Source organism: Butyricimonas sp. RTP31003st1_G1_RTP31003_210430, assembly GCF_040920905.1.
GTDB lineage: Bacteria > Bacteroidota > Bacteroidia > Bacteroidales > Marinifilaceae > Butyricimonas > Butyricimonas paravirosa.
This window is the reverse complement of record NZ_JBCOSQ010000004.1, coordinates 1-20,420: the sequence shown is the minus strand read 5'-3', so window position 1 is coordinate 20,420 and position 20,420 is coordinate 1. Positions and strand designations below refer to the sequence as shown.

At 41.5% G+C, this 20,420-nt stretch carries 18 protein-coding genes; 12 read left to right on the top strand and 6 right to left on the bottom strand.

What is annotated here, in order from left to right; all coding sequences use genetic code 11:
• Positions 1-35: 35 nt before the first annotated feature.
• The 12 genes from AB5542_RS02045 (at position 36) to AB5542_RS01990 (ending at position 11,003) form a co-directional block, all read left to right on the top strand.
• Complete coding sequence (locus AB5542_RS02045; RefSeq protein ID WP_087421311.1) at positions 36-806, top strand: AMP nucleosidase; 771 nt, start codon at positions 36-38, stop codon at positions 804-806.
• Between the two features lie 37 nt (positions 807-843).
• Positions 844-1,281, top strand: a complete 438-nt coding sequence (locus AB5542_RS02040; protein WP_279039886.1) for a DUF1573 domain-containing protein — start codon at positions 844-846, stop codon at positions 1,279-1,281.
• A 12-nt stretch (positions 1,282-1,293) separates the two neighbouring features.
• Positions 1,294-1,614, top strand: coding sequence for a preprotein translocase subunit YajC (gene yajC / locus AB5542_RS02035; protein WP_027202744.1), 321 nt, complete (start codon positions 1,294-1,296; stop codon positions 1,612-1,614).
• A 95-nt stretch (positions 1,615-1,709) separates the two neighbouring features.
• Positions 1,710-2,699 (top strand): YbbR-like domain-containing protein, encoded by a 990-nt coding sequence (locus AB5542_RS02030; RefSeq protein WP_279039887.1) that lies wholly within the window; start codon positions 1,710-1,712, stop codon positions 2,697-2,699.
• Positions 2,700-2,703: 4 nt separating this feature from the next.
• Positions 2,704-3,303, top strand: coding sequence for a dephospho-CoA kinase (coaE, locus tag AB5542_RS02025; RefSeq protein ID WP_279039888.1), 600 nt, complete (start codon positions 2,704-2,706; stop codon positions 3,301-3,303).
• A gap of 1 nt (position 3,304) precedes the next feature.
• Positions 3,305-4,039 (top strand): TerB family tellurite resistance protein, encoded by a 735-nt coding sequence (locus tag AB5542_RS02020; protein WP_087421054.1) that lies wholly within the window; start codon positions 3,305-3,307, stop codon positions 4,037-4,039.
• Between the two features lie 108 nt (positions 4,040-4,147).
• Positions 4,148-4,558 (top strand): DUF5606 domain-containing protein, encoded by a 411-nt coding sequence (locus AB5542_RS02015; protein ID WP_087421053.1) that lies wholly within the window; start codon positions 4,148-4,150, stop codon positions 4,556-4,558.
• Positions 4,559-4,669: 111 nt separating this feature from the next.
• Positions 4,670-5,377 (top strand): tRNA1(Val) (adenine(37)-N6)-methyltransferase, encoded by a 708-nt coding sequence (locus AB5542_RS02010; protein WP_279039889.1) that lies wholly within the window; start codon positions 4,670-4,672, stop codon positions 5,375-5,377.
• Between the two features lie 276 nt (positions 5,378-5,653).
• Complete coding sequence (locus AB5542_RS02005; protein ID WP_279039891.1) at positions 5,654-6,607, top strand: ROK family protein; 954 nt, start codon at positions 5,654-5,656, stop codon at positions 6,605-6,607.
• Between the two features lie 10 nt (positions 6,608-6,617).
• Entirely contained in the window at positions 6,618-8,828 is a 2,211-nt protein-coding gene (locus AB5542_RS02000; RefSeq protein ID WP_279039893.1) for a GH92 family glycosyl hydrolase, read from the top strand.
• Positions 8,829-8,852: 24 nt separating this feature from the next.
• The gene (gene ispD, locus AB5542_RS01995; RefSeq protein WP_087421049.1) at positions 8,853-9,554 is read left to right on the top strand and encodes a 2-C-methyl-D-erythritol 4-phosphate cytidylyltransferase; all 702 of its coding nucleotides are present in this window, start codon (positions 8,853-8,855) and stop codon (positions 9,552-9,554) included.
• Between the two features lie 21 nt (positions 9,555-9,575).
• Positions 9,576-11,003 (top strand): capsule assembly Wzi family protein, encoded by a 1,428-nt coding sequence (locus AB5542_RS01990; RefSeq protein WP_229128357.1) that lies wholly within the window; start codon positions 9,576-9,578, stop codon positions 11,001-11,003.
• 507 nt (positions 11,004-11,510) lie between these two features.
• On the opposite strand, the gene AB5542_RS01985 is transcribed toward AB5542_RS01990, so the two are convergent.
• The 6 genes from AB5542_RS01985 to AB5542_RS01960 form a co-directional block, all read right to left on the bottom strand.
• A complete protein-coding gene (locus AB5542_RS01985) occupies positions 11,511-12,830 on the bottom strand; it encodes an O-antigen ligase family protein (RefSeq protein WP_229128358.1) in 1,320 nt (439 codons plus the stop codon).
• Positions 12,831-12,911: 81 nt separating this feature from the next.
• Positions 12,912-14,210, bottom strand: a complete 1,299-nt coding sequence (locus AB5542_RS01980) for an O-antigen ligase family protein (protein ID WP_279039896.1) — start codon at positions 14,208-14,210, stop codon at positions 12,912-12,914.
• Complete coding sequence (locus tag AB5542_RS01975; protein WP_087421046.1) at positions 14,204-15,112, bottom strand: SP_1767 family glycosyltransferase; 909 nt, start codon at positions 15,110-15,112, stop codon at positions 14,204-14,206. Before AB5542_RS01975 ends, AB5542_RS01980 begins: the two co-directional genes overlap by 7 nt.
• A complete protein-coding gene (locus AB5542_RS01970; protein WP_118304482.1) occupies positions 15,112-15,915 on the bottom strand; it encodes a glycosyltransferase family 2 protein in 804 nt (267 codons plus the stop codon). The genes AB5542_RS01975 and AB5542_RS01970 overlap by 1 nt, the downstream gene beginning before the upstream one ends.
• Before the next feature lie 656 nt (positions 15,916-16,571).
• Positions 16,572-19,187, bottom strand: coding sequence for a zinc-dependent metalloprotease (locus AB5542_RS01965; protein WP_279040780.1), 2,616 nt, complete (start codon positions 19,185-19,187; stop codon positions 16,572-16,574).
• 39 nt (positions 19,188-19,226) lie between these two features.
• The coding region (locus AB5542_RS01960; RefSeq protein ID WP_368242970.1) for a zinc-dependent metalloprotease at positions 19,227-20,420 on the bottom strand (1,194 nt) is incomplete at its 5' end.

The window sequence follows — 20,420 nt, the reverse complement described above, 5'->3', positions numbered from 1 at the left end:
CCATTCTCAAATTTCCCAACCGACATATTATGAGCATGAAAACAAAAAAAGATATAGTGGAGGATTGGCTGCCCCGGTACACGGGACGGGCCTTGGAAGATTTTTCAAAACACATCATCCTGACCAACTTTGATTACTACCTGGACTTGTTCGCAGAAAAATACAATGCTCCTATCATCGGCGAGAATAAAAATATGCCCAACGTTTCGCACGACGGGATCACCATGATTAACTTCGGAATGGGCAGCGCCAACGCCGCCACCGTTCTGGACTTGCTTTCCGCCATAGAACCGGAAGCCGTGCTATTTATCGGGAAATGCGGGGGACTGAAAGCCAAACACCACGAGGGGGACTACATCCTTCCCATTGCCGCCATTAAAGGCGAGGGTACATCCAACGACTACATGCCGAAAGAAGTCCCTTCCCTACCCTCTTTCAGCGTTCAGAAAGCCTGTTCAAAAATAATCACGAATCATGACAGGCAATATTACACGGGAGTGGTGTACACCACCAACCGACGAGTATGGGAATTCGACGAGAATTTCAAAGAATACTTGATAAAAACACGGGCGCTAGCCGTGGACATGGAAACCGCCACGATTTTCACCGTCGGGTTCGCCAACCGTATACCGACGGGAGCCTTATTGCTAATATCAGACAGGCCCATGATTTCCGACGGCATAAAAACGTCTGAATCAGACAAAATCGTCACGCAAAATTTCGTCCGGCAACATCTCGATATTGGCATTGAAACCATGCAATACATCAAGGATAAAAATTATTCTATGAGGCATCTTATTTTTTAAATATTATGTCGTATTTTCGTTGTCAAATTAATTACATATGCTGAAGGGACTACTTTACATCTTTTTAGGGATCATGCTCGCCTGCTCATGTGACAGCAAAAGTAAAAAACAAAACGAACAGGAAGTAAACCCCCCGACCAGCGTGAATGATTCTAACACGATTGCCAAAATTGAATTCCCGCAAAAATCATTCAACTTTGGCGACCTGCAAGAAGGAGAAATCGTCACGCACACGTTCCGTTTCAAAAACACGGGGACCAAAAGTCTTGTTATTCTAAACGTGGAGGCCAGTTGTGGCTGCACTACCCCCAAGTATGACAAAAAACCGATCCCGCCGGGAGGAGAAGGAAAAATCGAGGTTGAATTTAACTCTTCGGGCAGATATGGTAAACAATACAAAGTAATTAATATCTTTGCAAACGTTCCGGAAAAAGTGATTGAACTAAAAATAATCGCAAATATCAAGAATAAATAAAAAAGTAAATTTATGAACACAATTTTCATGTTAACATTACAACAAACTGCTACACAAGGTAACGCTTTCATGCAATTCTTACCCCTTATTCTTATTGTCGTTGTATTCTGGTTCTTCATGATCAGACCCCAGATGAAAAGACAAAAAGAATTGAAAAAATACCGGGATGAATTGAAGAAAGGCGACAAAGTCATGACAACCGGGGGAATCTTCGGAAAAATTGTCGAGATCAACGACTTTACCGTTATCATTGAAGTAGAAAGTCAAGCCAGATTAAAAGTAAGTAAGGAAGCCATCGTGAAAGACATGACGGACGTTCCGGCTAGCAAATAGTTTATAAAGTTCATAAGGTTCATAAAGTTCACAAGATAACAAGACGAACTTTATGAACCTTAAAAACTTTACAAACATTATAAACTTTTCGTTATATGCGTGGTCTTATCGGTAAAATATTCAGTTATTTCGGTGCATCCCATGAATTACACATCAAACGTAATGTAGTCACGTACGGGATATGCGTTATCATCGCGACAGTGCTATGGTTTTTAAACGCATTGAATAAAGAATATACCACGGAAATCACCTACCCGATAAAATACACGGATTTCCCTAAAGGGAAACTACTCGTTTCCGAACCACCCAAAGAGATGACGTTGGCCATAAAGGCTCACGGTTTCGCCTTACTGCGTTACAGCATCAGCACCTCTTTTCTACCGATCGTGCTTAACGTGAACTCATTACTGGACAAAAAAGACCAGTTGGAATACACGGTGAACACTTCCGAGATCAAAGATCGCATCAGTTCTCAATTGAACACGGACATCCAGCTAATCTCCATTAAACCGGAAAGTATCACGTTTCAGTTCTCTCGATTCGAAAGTAAAAGAGTTCCGGTAATTCCCCGGGTCGATTACACATTAAAACGGCAGTACATGCTGAAAAACGATATTTCTGTTACCCCCGATTACGTGGACATCAGTGGACCAGCCTCCATTCTTGACACGCTAAAAGCGGTGTACACGGAACCGATCTCTTTAAAAAACCTCTCGAAAGACGTGACCAAAACCGTATCGTTTGAGGAAATCTACGGAACCCAGATCAATGAAAATGACGCAAAAGTCAAGGTCGAAGTGGAACGATTCACGGAATCTAAAAAAACAGTACCCCTCGTCGTTAAAAATCTCCCGGACTCACTTTTGATCCGCCTGTTCCCTCACTCCATTGACGTGACATTTGACGTGGGATTAAGCCGCTATGAAGTAGTTTCCGACACCAGTTTCTCTTTCTACGTGGATTACAACCAAATCAAGAACAACCCGGCATCCTTGAAAATCCTGATCGAGCGATCTCCCCGTCACATAAAAGACTTGGTATTCACCCCGGAAACCGTCGAGTATCTTATCGAAAAGAAAAAATAATCCCATGCTAAAAATTGGTTTGACAGGAGGCATCGGAAGTGGAAAATCCACGATAGCCAAAATTATCGAGACATTGGGGTACCCCGTGTATATTAGTGACTCCAAGGCATCCGAGCTAATCAACCGGGATGAAGAAATCAAGAGACATTTAACCGAGCTATTTGGCAAAGACATTTACCAGCCCGACGGGAACCTGGATAAAAAACGGTTGGCAACAATCATATTCAATGATAAGGAAGCGATCAAGAAAGTAAATGGCATTGTTCATCCTGCCGTAACACGGGATTTCATGACGTGGTGTTCGGCACAACGACGCCCGTTTCTGTTCTTCGAATCGGCCATTCTGTTCGAAGCAAAACTCGAACACCTTTTTGATTACATTATTCTAATCTCGACAGACTTGGAAACCCGCGTGGAACGGGTGATCTCAAGAGACGCTACCACCCGGGAGAAAGTGATTGAACGTATCAACAATCAAATGCTCGATGAAATAAAACAATCGAAATCGAATTTCGTAATTTACAACAATAATGATGACAAGGTAATAAAACAAATCCTTTCCATCATTCATCAATTAAACAATATTCATTCAAAACAAGCATAATATGGCAAAATACGGAAAATGGATAGGAGCAGGTTTAGGTTTTGTCATGGGAGGTCCCATCGGAGCCCTGTTCGGTTATTTCATCGGTTCCACATTCGACACGGCAACAATTGTAACATCTGGCCCGGCGAACGATCCGGGTACCCGCCCCACGGGAAGAGGTGACTTTTTGCTGAGCCTTGTCGTCTTGGCAACGGCCTTGATGAAAGCCGACGGAAAAGTGACCCGCAACGAACTGGACTACGTGAAAAAATTTTTCCGGGATAATTTCGGGCTGGAAGGAGAGCGAGAGGCCTTGACGATTATCAAGGACCTATTGAACAAAGACATCGAGGTGGATCAAGTTTGTACCCAGATCCGCATGAACATGAACGTCTATTCCCGTACACAATTATTATATTTCCTGTTCGGACTGGCCAAAGCCGACGGAACGGTATGTAAACACGAAATTTCCCTGCTGGATAAAATAGCTAATTTACTGGGAATTGATTCAACCACGTACCAGTCAATCAAAGCCATGTACTATGACGATTTGGATTCTGCTTATAGCATTCTAGGCATCAGTTCCTCCGCTACCGACGAGGAAGTGAAAAAAGCTTACCGGAAAATGGCTATCGAAAACCACCCGGACAAAGTCGGATACATGGGAGAAGATATTCGTAAGGCTGCCGAGAAAAAATTCATGGCCATCAACGAGGCTTACGAGAAAATCAAAAAACAACGGGGCATCAATTAGTCGGGTAGAGTGGATTGAAATTAAAAAAATAAATATTTCATTGCTTTTACTTTTAAACATTGATTCGTACTTTTGCCCACCAATAACAAAACACAAAAAGAAAGCAATATGTTGAAAGAAATTTTATCCATATCAGGAAAACCCGGGTTATTCAAATTAATCAATAACACCGCAAACGCCTTGATTGTAGAATCATTACTTGACGGGAAACGCTTTCCTGCATATTCTAATGCTAAAATTATCGCCCTCGAAGATATTTCAATTTACACGGAAGATGAAGACATGCCTCTGAAAACCGTGTTCAAACGTATGTATGAAAAAGAAGAGGGTAAACCGGCTATTAATCACAAAGAATCATCCGCCGTTATCACGAATTATATAGAATCTGTCATCCCGGAATATGATGCGGATCGCGTTTACGTTTCAGACATGCGGAAAATGATCCAATGGTATAACTTATTATTAGACAAGAACCTTCTGAACTTCGACGAACCGGAAGAAGAAAAGAAAGAAGAATAAGTTTATAAAGTCCATAAAGTTTGTAAGGTTTATAAAGTTATATCTCTACCAACATAGTGAGACTTTATAAACCTTATAAACTTTCAAACTTTACAAACCCATTATCCCGTCATGGCAAACGACTATTTTCAATTCAAACAATTCACCATTCGGCAAGAAAGATGTGCCATGAAAGTCGGCACGGATGGTGTCCTTTTGGGAGCGTGGACTGATGTAACCCATGCACGACGTTTGCTTGATATCGGTACGGGAACCGGACTTATAGCCATCATGGCAGCACAACGCAATCCCGAATTAATTATTGATGCTATTGAAATTGATCCGGCAGCTTTTGAACAGGCACGGGAAAACGCAAACAGTACATCGTGGCGGGAACGTATCCATCTTTTTCAAGGTGAAGTGCAAGCATTTGCTCCCCCGTATAAATACGACATCATTGTTTGCAACCCGCCTTTCTTTATCAATTCTACTAAAAACCCGGAACTCAATCGTACGTTAGCCCGGCATTGCGAAACATTATCACACGAGGATCTTCTCCAAGTTAGCGACAATTTACTCTTACCAGAAGGCAAACTTTGTGTCATACTACCTGTTAACGAAGCCAAACATTTTATAGAATTAACCCAAAGCAAAAAATGGTTTGTTAACAAATTATCAACAGTTTACCCCACTCCCGACAAGGCACCAAAACGTCAACTCATCGAACTCTCGAAAGTAAAAAAACACTTCGTAGAAGATTCGATAACTCTTGAAATAGAGAGACATATACTTCACGAGAGTTACGCGAACCTAACCAAAGATTTTTACTTGAAACTCTGATTCCCGAAGGTTTATCCCGTTCCACCTTTTCATCAGGATTTAAATCTCCTTACAGAAAAGATTAACGATCTATTAACTATCGAATATAGGAATACCCCCTATCTTTGTAATGTAGAAAACAGATAGAAGACACAGTTTTTTTTCATAAGTTTGTATGTTTAGGTTAGTAGTTAGTAATTAAATAAGAGATCGCCCCATCGGTCTCTTATTTTTTTTTATTACTTTTAACCACGCATTAGGTTGCAATTATTTTTGTTGTCAAATTTATATATTATTATGCAAACAACTGTCTCACTAGGTATTGATATTGGAGGAACCAATATCGCATTCGGCATCATTGATAAAAGCGGTAACTGTCTGGCAAATGGCTCATTACCCACAACTGCATATAACACACCACAAGATTTTGTTCAGGACCTGTACAAAACAGTGAAGAAAGAACTGGACAAATTAGACGTGCAACTTGTCGGTATCGGGGTCGGCGCTCCCAACGGGAACTACTTCAACGGAACCATCGAAAATGCGGCAAACTTATCCTGGAAAGGAACCATCCCGATGGTAGAACTTTTGACCAAACAATTTGGCGTACCCGCTTTTATCACGAATGACGCAAAAGCTGCCGCTATCGGCGAAATGGTGTACGGCGGGGCAAAAGGGATGAAAGACTTCGTCGTGATCACGCTGGGAACAGGCTTGGGAAGTGGCATCGTGGTGAACGGGAAATTAGTGTACGGGCATGACGGGCTGGCAGGTGAAGTGGGGCACACGCTGATTTGCGGCGGGGATAGATACTGCAATTGCGGACGCCGGGGGTGTTTGGAAACATATGCCTCAGCCACCGGAATAAAGCGCACCGCCTGCGAATTACTCGCCTTGGAAAATACGCCTAGCGCATTAAGAGATATTCCTTACACGGAAATCACGGCCAAAAAAGTATATGACGCAGCACAAAAAGGAGACCCGATCGCCTTGGAGGCCTTCCGGATCACGGGCGAGCAACTGGGTAAAGCCTTGGCTAACCTAGTAGCCATTATCAGCCCGGAAGCGATATTCCTTCAAGGAGGGGTAGCCAACGCGGGTGAATGGCTTTTCAAAACCACACAGGAACAAATGGAAGCCAATATGCTGTATATATTTAAACAAAAAATCAAAATACTTCGTTCGTCTCTTCCCACGAATGCTGCCATTTATGGAGCATCCGCACTTGTATGGACTGAATTAAACAATTAGACTAAACACCATGAGAACACGACTCCTTCTACTCCTGCTTTGTTTTATCGGCCTTTTGACATCTTGCCAAAGAGAAAAAGAAACTCGAGTAACGGATTTTGTTGATCCATTCATCGGCACTGCCGGTCAGGGACATTGTTTCCCCGGGGCGACCGTCCCGTTTGGTGGTATCCAACTTAGTCCGGATAATCCAAGAAGTGGTTGGGAGTGGTGTTCCGGTTATCATTACAGCGATAGTATTATATCCTCGTTTTCCCATTCGCACTTGAGCGGAACAGGTATTGGGGACTTACAGGACATTCGTCTGTTGCCTGTCACGACCCGCCCTCAAGCGGGAGAAAAAGCGATCGATTTCATCACGAAAGGATACGCCAAATTCTCTCATACCAACGAAACGGCTGAACCGGGATATTATAGCGTGACTTTCGACAACGGGATTAAGACCGAGTTAACGGTAACCTCTCGTTGCGGGATGCACTCCTATCAATACCCGACCAACTCGGTTTACGGATTAACTCTCGACCTGACAACCGCACGTAACTGGGACCGGACCGTGATGACCTCGATCAAGAAAATCAATAACCGGACCATACAAGGATACCGGAAATCAACCGGATGGGCAAAAGAACATAACGTTTACTTTTTCATGGAATTCTCTCAAGATGTTGATGTCTGGGCTGGAAATGACACGCTGAAATTATTAAAGAACGGGCAGAAACTTGTTTCCAATCAAGGATACGCGTTCATTGATTTCGGAACAACCACCAACAAGGTCCTCGTGAAAGTAAGCCTTTCCTCCGCAAACTGCGAGGGAGCCGCCGCAAACCTAGACAAAGAACTTTCTCATTGGAGTTTTGACAAAGTGAAACGGGAGGCGAAACAACGATGGAAACGAACATTATCCAAGATTAAAGCGGAAGGTGCCAGCAAAGAAGAAATGAGAGTTTTTTACACGGCATTGTACCATGCCTACCTGGCTCCCTATCTTTTCTCTGACGCACACGGGAATTACAAAGGACCGGATGGAGAAATTCATAGCGTGGGTAAAGCAAATCAATACACCGTATTTTCATTGTGGGACACCTTCCGTGCCGCTCATCCCCTATTCACGATCACCCAGAAGAACAGGGTAAATGACATGATAAAATCATTCATTCGCCATTACGAGGCTCACGGCTTGCTCCCGAACTGGGAACTGATGGGCAACGAGAGTCATTGCATGATCGGGAATCACGCCATCCCCATTATCACGGAAGCTTACTTGAAAGGTATTCGGGATTTCGATGTTGAAAAAGCCTACGAGGCCATGAAAGAAACGTCTCTATCCCAAGGAAATGGACTGGGACTATTCAGAACTTATAACTATATTCCCTGTGACCTCGAAAAAGAATCTGTTTCCAAAACCCTCGAATATGCCTACGATGACTGGTGTATGGCTCAAATGGCCAAAGCTTTGAATAAAGAAGATGACTACCTCTATTTCATGGAAGCCTCTAAGAACTATAAAAACGTGTTCGATTCCTCTACCGGGTTCATGCGGGCAAAGCTTTCCGACGGGAAGTGGAAAACGCCTTTTTCCCCCTTCGCCTCAATCCACAGGGATGATGATTACACCGAAGGAAACGCGTGGCAATATTCATGGTTTGTACCACATGACGTGGAGGGACTTATAGCGTTACACGGGGGAAAAGCCGCTTTCGCCAACAAACTGGACAGTTTGTTCACCCTACCCTCAACCATCGAGGGGGACAATGTTTCTCCCGACATTAGCGGGTTGATCGGGCAGTACGCCCAAGGGAACGAACCCTCTCACCACGTGGCTTACCTGTTCAATTACACGGATACGCCCAACAAAACACAATATTACGTGGATAAAATCAGACGGGAACTCTACACGGATCGTCCCGACGGACTTTGTGGCAATGAAGATTGCGGGCAAATGTCTGCATGGTATGTTTTCTCTGCCATGGGTTTCTATCCCGTGAACCCTAGTGACGGTAAATATCAACTGGGAACACCCATGTTTAAGAAAGTAACCATCAAGCTGGGACAAGACCGTAAATTTGTCATTAAAGCAAACCGGGAAAATGATCAGTATATCTATGTGAAGGAAGTCTTGCTAAATGGAGACGAACTCAATCGTACTTGGATTACTCATGACGAGATCATGAACGGCGGAGAATTGGAATTCGTGTTAACATCTGAAATTCCTCAAAAATAAAAGGTTAAAAACAGGATCAAGAGAATGAAAAATATCGGAGTAATTCTAGCCGGAGGTTCCGGACGAAGGCTAGGAAGCGAGTTACCCAAACAATTCATCGTAATTGCCGGGAAAACTGTATTGGCACACACGCTTCACATATTCGAAAAACATGAACGCATTGATGAAATTATCATTGTCGTACACAGAGATTACATCAAGGAAACGGAAGAAATTGTTCGCCTTGAAGGATTTCAAAAAGTGAAACATATTGTCCCGGGGGGCAAAGAACGCTATCACTCTACTCTCGCCGCCTTAAACGTGTATAAAGAAGAGAAATGTAATTTAATCATCCATGATGCCGTTCGCCTGCTAGTCACGTCGCAAATCATAGATAGTGTCATTGAAACACTCGAAAACCACAAAGCCTGCACCACGGCAATACCTTCAACCGACACGATATTACAAAGCGATACCTCTCGCCAATTCGTGAACAACATCCCGGATCGCTCCACACTCTTTCAGGTTCAGACCCCTCAGGGATTTCATTCTGACATCTTAACAGCAGCCTATAACAAGGCGCTGACGGACCCCGAATTTTTCAGCACGGACGATTGTGGGGTTGTTAAACGATATATGCCGGAGATTCACATTAAAATAACCAAAGGTTTACCATTTAATATTAAATTAACTTACAAAGAAGATATTTCTATCATAGAAAAGTTACTTTTGTCCCAGCAAAAATAACGACGTGCGTAAAACAGCGAAATGAAAAAAACAGCATTATCCATCTTGATGTCCCTACTATTTTTTTACTCGCAGGGACAAGAACGAAGTGTTGACTACAAAACTTCACTTACAGGATTCGTGGCATACCAGAATACATTACCCTTTTGGGCAATAAACAACAAACATGGTTTAATTCCCAACGGAAACGGGGCCTTACTGGAAGTAGGTCTTTTCTCGGATTTCACGGATCGCCATAAAATTCAATTCGCTTATGGAGTATCTGCCGCGGGATTTTTATCCCGTCCGGACAACAACGTTATTTTAGACCAGCTTTACGCGAGCGCACGCTGGCGGAATCTTCGCCTAGACCTCGGAATGATTCATCCCAAGGAAGAATATAACGGTATTTCCTCTACGAACGGAAATTTCATCCGTTCCGGAAACTCCCGAACTTTCCCGGGATATAATTTGAATAGTGAATACATGAAAGTTCCCTGTACCAAAGGAGTTTTATCTATTAAATTCAACTGGGCAGACTACATGATGATTGACGATCGTTACGTGGAAGACACCCGTTTACACAACAAATCAGCTTTCTTAAAAATAAAGCCTCATCAACGCTGGGAAATCATTGTCGGCCTTGAACATTGGGCTCAATGGGCAGGAACCTCTCCCGATAGAGGCAAACAACCTTCATCATTCAAGGATTATATCCGAATCATTTGTGCCAAAGAAGGAGGAACCGGGGCCAGTGTAAGCGATTCGATCAATGCGTTAGGAAATCACCTGGGAAGGGAACATTTGACCATTAATTATTTGGCAGACAACTATATTTTATCTTTCTACCACGACATCCCTTTTGAAGATGGTTCGGGTACGGATTTTCGCTCTTTCCCGGATGGAACTTATTGTTTTTATTATGGTTCCAAGAAAAAGGATCAATGGATCACGGACGTTATTTATGAATTCTATTACACGAAATACCAATCCGGCTCCCGGCATGACCGTCCCGCCACCCCGGAAGAAATGGAGAAACAAGACCCGAACAGTCACTTCTATGGCCGAAAAATACTTGGCGGATGCGACAACTATTTCAACAATGGCGAATACAGAAGTGGATGGACTTTATACGAGAGAGTTATCGGTAGCCCGTTCATGACGCCCGGTCTTTCCGGAGGTATCACCCGAATCATTAACAACCGGGTTATAGCCCACCACATCGGGATGAAAGGTATGGCGTGGCAAACCACTCCTTATAAACTCATGCTTTCCTATTCCAGGAACTACGGTATTTACGGAAGTCCCATGAAAAAGAATCAATTCTCCGGAGCATTGGAAGTAACATTGCCATTCAAAAACTTACCGTTTGCCGTGGAAACAGGTATCTACGGCGATTTAGGAGATCTGTTTAAAGATAATTTCGGATTCACTATTAAACTTAGTCGCAAGGGTAAACTTATTAAATAATACAAGTTCGACACAAGTAATTGTTTTTCCTTCGCCCCATTTTAGGGTATTAAACCCACGTTATAATCCCGTTTGGAGGGAAGTTCCCCTTCTGTCCCTTCGATCTCACATTTTTATCCCGAAGACTCAACCTCGCTAGCGAGTGATTTGAGTATGCGATGATTTGTCCCAGTAAAGTGAGCATTTTGATAAAATTTCCATCTGATGGAATTATTATCCTATATCTAAATTGTTATAATAGACTTATCCCCTACATTAACAACTACTATTTTAATTTAATATTTCATTATTATAATAGGGGCGGAATAGAGGAGGAATGGGAGCGGAATGGGAGCGGCTCACCATATGATGCCAACATCATAACATCTCAATAACAATATTTCACATTAATTCAAACCTATTTTTTATTGAAAATTTCTAAACCTGTAAATGTAGAAACACGAGATTAGGGGTATTTTAAGGTAACGAATAAACGACCTAATGCAAATTCAATAAAAACACGGTGAGTTATATTGAACTCTTGTCAAAAGCAGGTTCATCCTCCGAAAACTCTTCAAGTCGGGCGAAAAGATCACCGTAAAAGCAAAACATAGCCAGAAAGAGTAACATGAACAACCTGGAATTGGCCCAAGAGAGGGTAACGCATGTATTACTCACCGCAAAAAATGGGAGCAATATGCCTATAATCAAATAAGAAATCTTTTTCTTCCGGATCATCCTGTAAACCGGTGCGACAAATAAAAAAAGTACAAAAGCCAAGCCCGGTATTCCACCTGTAACCCAATACTGTAGAAAAATATTACCGACATTTTTATAGCGAGCAATATTCATGTCAGAGGCATCGAACCATGCTTTTATACGATGTTTCGTAGAAACCCCCAATCCCCACAGACCAAATTCATCAAAATGCTTAAAACTCTCCCGAATAAATGCAACCCGGGGAACGATAGTTCCCCCCGAGAACTCCCCCCTCCTAACATTCTCGATTTCCTCCCTGACCTCTTGCATCCTTGCTTCATACATGGCGACGTTATCCAACAAGACAAAGCCACATAAAACGATCAATATAACCGTTGCTAGTTTATAACGTACTTTTACCCAGGACCTTTTAAACAAGTAAATATTAAGCACAAAAAATCCAGCCAAAAATCCTATAATAGCAGATTTGGTAACGGTAAATGAAAGAAAAACAAGCAAGGCCAAAAACAAAAATATGAACATGATTTTCTTTCCATTTTGTCTTTCCTTGATGATCAAGAAATAAGATATAAGTGCCGACACGGCGAGCATTAGTGCCTGAATCTCTAACCAGAACTTATCCCCTAACACGAATCGATTTTCTCCAAATCGCGTATTGTATATCAAATTTAACGTCCCTACCGGATCTGAAAATAATTTTGTCCCGGTTAAAGCAAAAAAGATATAAACATTTATGCAGAAACATCCTATACAAAAATAAGTTAGAAATCGTCGTAATAATTCAGGTGTTAGCCAGCTCCTGAAAGTTGTAACATACACGGGAACAAGTATAAAATTCAAGATCAAGATTTCGAATGTACCGTAACTTGGTTCCGCAACAGGATTCCCTTTCAACAACACAATCATCGTGTGCAAGGAAAAATAACCCAAGAAAATAATCATCGCCCACAAATATTTTCGCTCTTGCCGCAAGTTTGCCAATACTTCCTTTCGATTCATGCCAATCTGCACAAACATGAAAACAATGAGTATAAAATTAAACGCATTGCCAAACAAGGGGATTAAACTTCCCAACAAGAAACCTGTCGCAAGAAAAAAATACTTCTGAAACCTTACCATTTGATCCATAATCTTCAATTATGGCACAAATATACATGATTTGATATTCACTTGATTATCAAATACGGGAAAAATCTATTTGGGACACAATCAACTTTTTTCTAATTCATAAAAAACATCCCCATGAAAATAAAACATGGAAGACAATAACACAATTATCAATCTCGAATTATTCAAATCCAATAAAATACAGGTGCTATTCGTGATGACAACAACGACCACAAGGGAAATTATCAGATAAGAATATTTCCGATTTTTCACCATGCAGTAGAGCGGTACACCCCAAAGAAACACGACCAAACTGATCCCTAAAATGCCACCCTGTATCCAATAATGTAAAAATGTATTATGCACGTTCCTAAATTCTCCAAGCCCCGCATCCGAATCCCGCAACCAGATCTTCACCCGCTCCTTAGCATAAACTCCTAACCCACAAACTGCAAATTCGTTAGCATGCCTATAAGCTTCCCGAATAAACCCAATTCTAGGCGCAATCGTACTCCCGTCATAAATGCCTTGCCTGACATTCATAACTTCGGTTAAAACTTCGTCCACCCTCTCTTTATATTTCTGTTCAAAACTATCTGATGCAAACAACATAAAACCTATGCACAATACACAAACAGAAAATACCCAACAAAACTTCCATGCGTTTTGTTTCATAAAACATATATTCATTACTATAAAACCGAGAGAAAAGGCCAAAATACCGGCTTTCGACACGGTGAATGACAAGAATAATAGTAACAACAGAAACATGATGCCACACGCCAACTTCACACGCTTCCGACCACTCCAAAAAATCAACCCGTACGAAACCAGCGCCGCCAAAACGATGTAAAAAACTTGTGGCTCCAGCAATAAATTTCCTCCCAAAAGAGAGGTTTTATTCTCGCCAAAACGATTTATGTATAAACGCCCTAAAGCCTCCTGAGCATTCGAGAATGCTTCTCCTGCCAATAAATCGAACACGATATACCCATTCAATAACACGCATCCCGCACAAAATAAAAACAGGAAACGTTTCAGTAAAGGAACCGTCAACCATCCTTTTAACATGGCAACATACACGGGTACCAAAATAAAATTAAGCAGTGTCGTCTCGAATATGCCATAATGCGCATTTCCTTCTATACCGGAATCCCCAAATAAGAAAAACGTTTGTAGAACTAAATACAGGAAATAACCGATGAACACCAATATATATTTTCGTCCTGCACGTAACCGCTCCACACATGAATCCCAATCCAAGATGGCGTAAAACAACACCATGCTCAAAAGAATATAATGAAAAGTCATCCCGTATAATATTCCAAGGCCTCCCGACAAAAAACCGACAAGCAGGAATAATAATCTCCACGTTTTCTCCCGCACGAACATTTTTAACATGATAAACCGGAAATGCGTTCTACAATCGTTTTCTCGTAATTTTCATCCTGGATTTTCTTTTCACGAAAAACATCACCTTTTGCCTCATTAACATACTTCCCGGCTACCGGAAGTTTATCTTTCGCACCCCGTAAAAACCACTCGTATTCAATATCAACATGCCCTATATCAATCGCCCAATAACCTAATTTAGCCAAATCATAGCTCAACACGGTTGCCGTTTGCCCCAAAGCAACAAGAATCAATTTATTACTTCCATATTTTCGAGCGGCACACATTATATCAACATATCTCTCAAAAGCATCTTTCGCAGGACATAAAATCCGTTTCAATGAACGAGCGTGAATAAAAAGATCATTATTTACTCCCAAACGACTATATTCACCCTCTATCAAGAGAATATCCTGATCAAACCATATTTGTCGTATCTTTTCCAAATACCCCTCACATACACGTTTATCCTTGTACGCAAAATAAAATCGAGTAAACGAGGCATCGTAATACACGTATCCCGATTTCAGATAGCGAATGAAAACATCGTACGCTTTTATAAAATAAGATAACCAGAAAACTTTCGTACGCAAGTTCAAGTTTTCTCGTGAAACAAGCGCATAAGGTAAACAAACAATATGACAGGGAAGGGGTGCCGTTAGCACTTCTTGTAATCTTTCGGCCAAGGATTGATTAAAAGCGCAAAATCCATTCCCTTTCTGACGTAAAAGATTGAACTCTCCATCCCCAAATCGACTGACAGAACAATGCTCCCGTAATATTTTATCCAATGTCTCGTCGGTTGACCTTATATCCGGAATAAACCCTAACGCCTTTTGTTTTTTATAGAAACGTCGTCTGTATTTCAAAAGACGGATATAACACTCCATGTAATAAAAAATGCTTTTCATCACATTTCGTTATTATCTTTTAAATATTGATCGATCCCATTTTCGCACCATATCGCTTTTTGCTCGACCTTCTCATTGTAATAATCAAAATTCTTTTTCCGATTCTCCATGTATTTATCTTCATGCCACAAATGAAACCCAATGGCGGCAAATTTTAATGCTATTTTTTTACAACCCACGTTCAACAAACGCACGCTGAAATCATAATCTTCCCCACCCCATCCAACGTAATATTCATCATAGCCATTGATTCGCAAAGCATCTTTCCGCCAAAAAGAAGTATTACATCCTAATCCCGGACGAGTTTTACGATACGGAGCCAAGCACTTGGCCAAAAATAGACAGTGAATCGCATTTTCCCTTCTCGTCAAGCCCCATGTAAAAAATCCTAACGGGGTATATTCACGATTACATAATCGTTCTGTCTCCATTCTAGTTATATTCACCCGGCCCCCTTTTATATAATATCCCCTACGAGCACACGAAAGATGATCCGTTATAAAACTTGAATGCAAAACCATGTCGCCATCCACTTGTACGATATAATCGTACTTGGCTTTTGCAATACATTTATTCCGTATTTTCCCGACACGAAATCCTTTATCTTCCTGCCACACATGTAATAACGGTACAGGAAAATCTTTTTGAAATTCACGAATTAAAGCTGCGGTTTCATCCCCGGAACCATCATCCCCAATAATAACTTCATCAGGTAACCGATTTTGCCGCTTAACGCTTTCCAAGCACAATTTCAACGCACTGGGTCGATTATACGTGGATATAATAAGCGATATTTTCATCATTGACATTTGCATTATAACCATTATAATATTATAAAAAACGATCGTTTATTAATATTAATTTTAATCAAAAATTTTACATTGAGATGAAAATGCAACCCATTGATTACTTGGATAGAAATTTTTCGCAAAAAATTTTTAGATAGCCAAAAATAGCTTATATTTGCAACGCAATAAACGATCGTTTTTTAAGTATGTTTTCATTGAATTCTCATCAATATTTTTCATCAGACACGAAACATAATATACAATCTTTCAAATAGATAAAAGTCGGATATATAAAATTTGCTGTATCAACCCAAATTTTAATAGGCACATTTTATGACAAGAAACTTCCACAAAACAAGTAAATTTAATTTCAACACACACGTTGCCTTTTAACAAGGTAAACCCACCCTTATCCCAAGCTTATACTCTCTCTCAAACGTTACTCCCACCATTCCATCCCGTTTCTGCCTCATCCCCCAATGCCGGGGCAACGCTTTTAAAAGACTCTTGAAACGCCCCAGAGATAGTTTAACCCTAGCAAAAGGACTATATTACCCTAGCTCTTCCCTAGTTTACACAACATCACAAAAAAAGAGGATGCCGAAGCACCCTCTTAAAACATTTCGGAACCACCCGAAATGACCTAGTCAACCACAAATCAACAGATACAATCAACTTCTTAACGAGCGATTGATCAAAAACATTAAATAATCGTAATGGGCCTTTGTATCCGCATTACCGGAACCTTGGCGTTTTTTCACTTGTTCTATCACCTTCAAATAAAGATTATACCACAAATGATTCGGGTTATCAACAGCCAAATTTTCGACCAACCAACGGCTACCGAAACCAGAAACTTCCAGTATACGGTTACCCTGTCGATTACGCACCAGCTCGGCAGACTCTTGTAGCATAGATTGTGATTTAGCGTAATAACGAGAAGCGTTTTCCCGGTTTCCATTAATGTCAACAGTATTACGCACGTTTGTCAGGAATGCAATTTGTAATACCCGTTCTGCCTCTGTTAAATTACGTCCTTTGATTGTCGGTTCCCAAATCAGTTTATACAAATCCTCCAGATACTCTTCCGGACTATAATTACCCTTATCCCGGTAAGCAACTAAAGAAATGCGACGAGTACTAAACAAATCGGTCTCTTCATCAGCTTTTGACAAGAAGTCTTTTAAAATCTGGCGGGCCTTGGAACCATCGAATTCTAAATTTTCCACCACTTCCGGCCGATCTATCCAATCTATATTCTTTAATTGCTCAACCACGAATTTCAACGAATTCTTCTGTATATCCTTCGGGACGGCAACAAAAGTAGCAACTGGATCTCCCACGTAATGCTGGTTCAAATAGAAACCACCCAAGTTCATGAACACGTTGAAGATATAACGTTTGTAGTAATATCCCACGTAACGGTAAATCATATTACGATACGTGTAGTCAATATCTTCCTTATCCAACCACTCGTTCATGTTTTCCATTAGATATTGCAGGTTCTTAATCCCGTAAGTACTTGCTTTAATCGCATCATCCCCTAGATCTTCCGGCAAAGATGTTGGATCAAACATGGTCAGGGTATACGGTTCCGGGTCAAAACGATACATCGGATCGCCCACCTTTTCTGAAATCCATTTTTCTACCACTTTCTGTTCATCTTCAAGCGTCTTTACATCAAATATAGGCTGATAGGCTACCTTCACGGTATGATAATCCGCAACCCCTAATCTTTCCGGAATTAACACGACATCTTTATCTCCCGGCTGAGCCACGTAATTATACCCCATATTATCCATGATAGAAGGCGTGATTCCATATTTCTGCGTGAAAGTTGCTGAACGCAATGAATCTGTCGGGTAAGCATGAGATGCCGGTAGATTATGACCGAATCCAAGAATATGCCCTACCTCATGTACAATCATTCCCTTTAAACCTTCCCCATATTTTTCCAACGGCAGTTTCATCGTACGTACCGCCTCATCACAGGATGCCGTTTGAACAAAACGTTTCAAGTTTATACGTCTCAACATATCATGGAATATCTCGATAGAGGCGTTTATCACTTGTCCGGAACGAGGATCTATCCAATGAGGGCCAGTTTTAAAATTTCCGACCCCAATCGGAGCGTAACGGATGCACAAAAATTTCATGTTATCCGGGTCAAACGTTGAATCGTTAACCGGAAAAGTTTTCACTTGAAGTACGTTTTTAAAACCAATCGCCTCGAAAGCCTTATTCCATTCTTCTACGCCAGCTTTAATATAATCACTCCATCCCTCCGGAAAATTGTTATCCACGTAAAACACGATTGGATTCACTGGCTCTACAGGTTCGCCATTTTTATATTTCTCAACATCTTTCGGTTGTATATTCCAACGAGTCATGTAATGGGTAACCTTAGAACCATCCACCTTAGTGGTCATGTTTTCTCGTTCTACTGTCACAACATTCACACGAGGATCACCTAAACGTGGTCTCATTAACTGATCTTCTCCCGGTAAGATCAACAACGTCCGGTTCAATTTTACCGTCACAGGTTCATCCTGTACAACCAGATATTGACCGTTTACCAACAAATCCTGCGTGTAGGTCTCGGTTGAAATAATTGAAATATTATCCTCGAATGCCTTAATATCATCCAAACGTGTCAGTTCTTCCTTTAACTTGACATCCCTTTGAGCATCGCCTAATTCTGCCACGCGCTTCCCCTCATCGGCAAAAGGAGTCAAGTCATTGTTCTGTTTCAAGAAAAAGTCCGTCATATCCACCACCACGGCCGTGCTATCCGGATTATAAGTTTCCACTTTAAAAGCATAACGAATCGGTGGCAGAGTGCTCACGTGAACCGCTTTTTGTACTCCCTCTTCCGAAGAATCGGTGAGCATCGGATTTGTTCCCCATTTACGGGTTACCTCATGCATTTGTAAGGTTGAATCTCTCAACGTGAAAGCAATGTGCAAAGGATCGTTGATCATTTGCCCGACAGCCCCATTACCGTTATCACTGGTCTCGACAAAGGTGGTCCCCAACAGGAATTCCCGTCCCAACAGGGACAAAGGATATTCAAAATACAATTTTTTCCCGACTTGATGCAATGTAATCAAGCCTTTTGCCGTTTTCACGGTCTTCCCTTTAAATAACTTTTCGTATTTCGTTTCCGGCTCCTTCTGCACGGTTTCTTTCGCTGCCTTCTTTTTCCGGTTTCCCGCAACCACACTTGCCGGATCTACCTGAATAAAGAACGCCAACAGGAGTATTGATAATATAAAACCTTTATTCATATCTTCTATTTATAATTTATATCGTTCATTAAAATTTCATCACCGGGCATTTCTGAAATCTTCAATCATTTCAAGCAAATAGGAATAATGAAGATTCGTTTCCCTGTCGACAGTCCCGACTTTTTGCCTCAACAGTTTTTCAATCCTTTGCAATAACGGGTAATAGAGATGCATGGAATAATCATGAGCCACGTTATACACACCGTAATGGAGACCAAAACCGGCAACTTCTTCATGATTAATCCCGGTCTCTCCTAACATACACTCTCGCCGCCCGATAAACATCGGTCCCTGAGACTGTTGTTCCGGATCTATTTTATAGGCAGGCATCAACCGGGCGAATAACCCGCTTAACATGGCTTGCTGTAAATACCGTTCGGAAAGCCTCGGTTTTCTTCCTTTCAATGTTGATTCCCACACCTCGGCATAAACATCATCCAAAAATTCTTTCGGGGTATAGGTATTCGGTTCCCAGTAAGCACAAAGGGACACTCGCTTGGTATTCAATAATGCTCCGGCAAAGAAACTAATCACCTCCTGTGATTTAGGAGCGCCCACATGTAAATTCCCAGTATGAACAAAATCATCCAACCACTCCAAATTTTTCAGATGCCTCAACAAGAAAAGGGTATTACGTTTCTGCACCTCTTTCGGTACAACCTGAAAACTCGGCTTCGGATCACCCATGAAACGTTCTGTTAAATAGACTCCCCCAATATTCACGTAGGCATTGTACAAATATCCCCGGCACTGGTAAACCAACTCGTTATAGATATGCATACGGTAAGAATAATCTTTGTCCTGTGATTGCATCCACTCGTTCAGATGTTTCAAGATATATTTCAAATTATCCATCCCGTAATTACCAGCCTTCACTGCATCATCACCTAGATCCTCCGTCAAAGCACTGGGATCATAGACACCTCGGATTTGTTGCTTTCCATAACGGTACATCGGGTCACTCGCTTTTTCGGCAATCCACCCTTGTACCACCTGATTCTCTTCTTCCGCTGTAGTTGCCTCCGATATCGGTTGATAATTGACTTTTATGGCATAATAATCATATACCCCCAACTCCGGCGGGGTTAAACGTACCCCTCTGTCTTCGGGTTGGGCCACGTAATTATACCGGGCATAATCCATGATGGAAGGTGTCGTTCCATACTTTTCAGTGAAGGTCACAGAACGAAGTGAATCAACCGGAATTGAAAAAGACGACGCCATGTTGTGCAT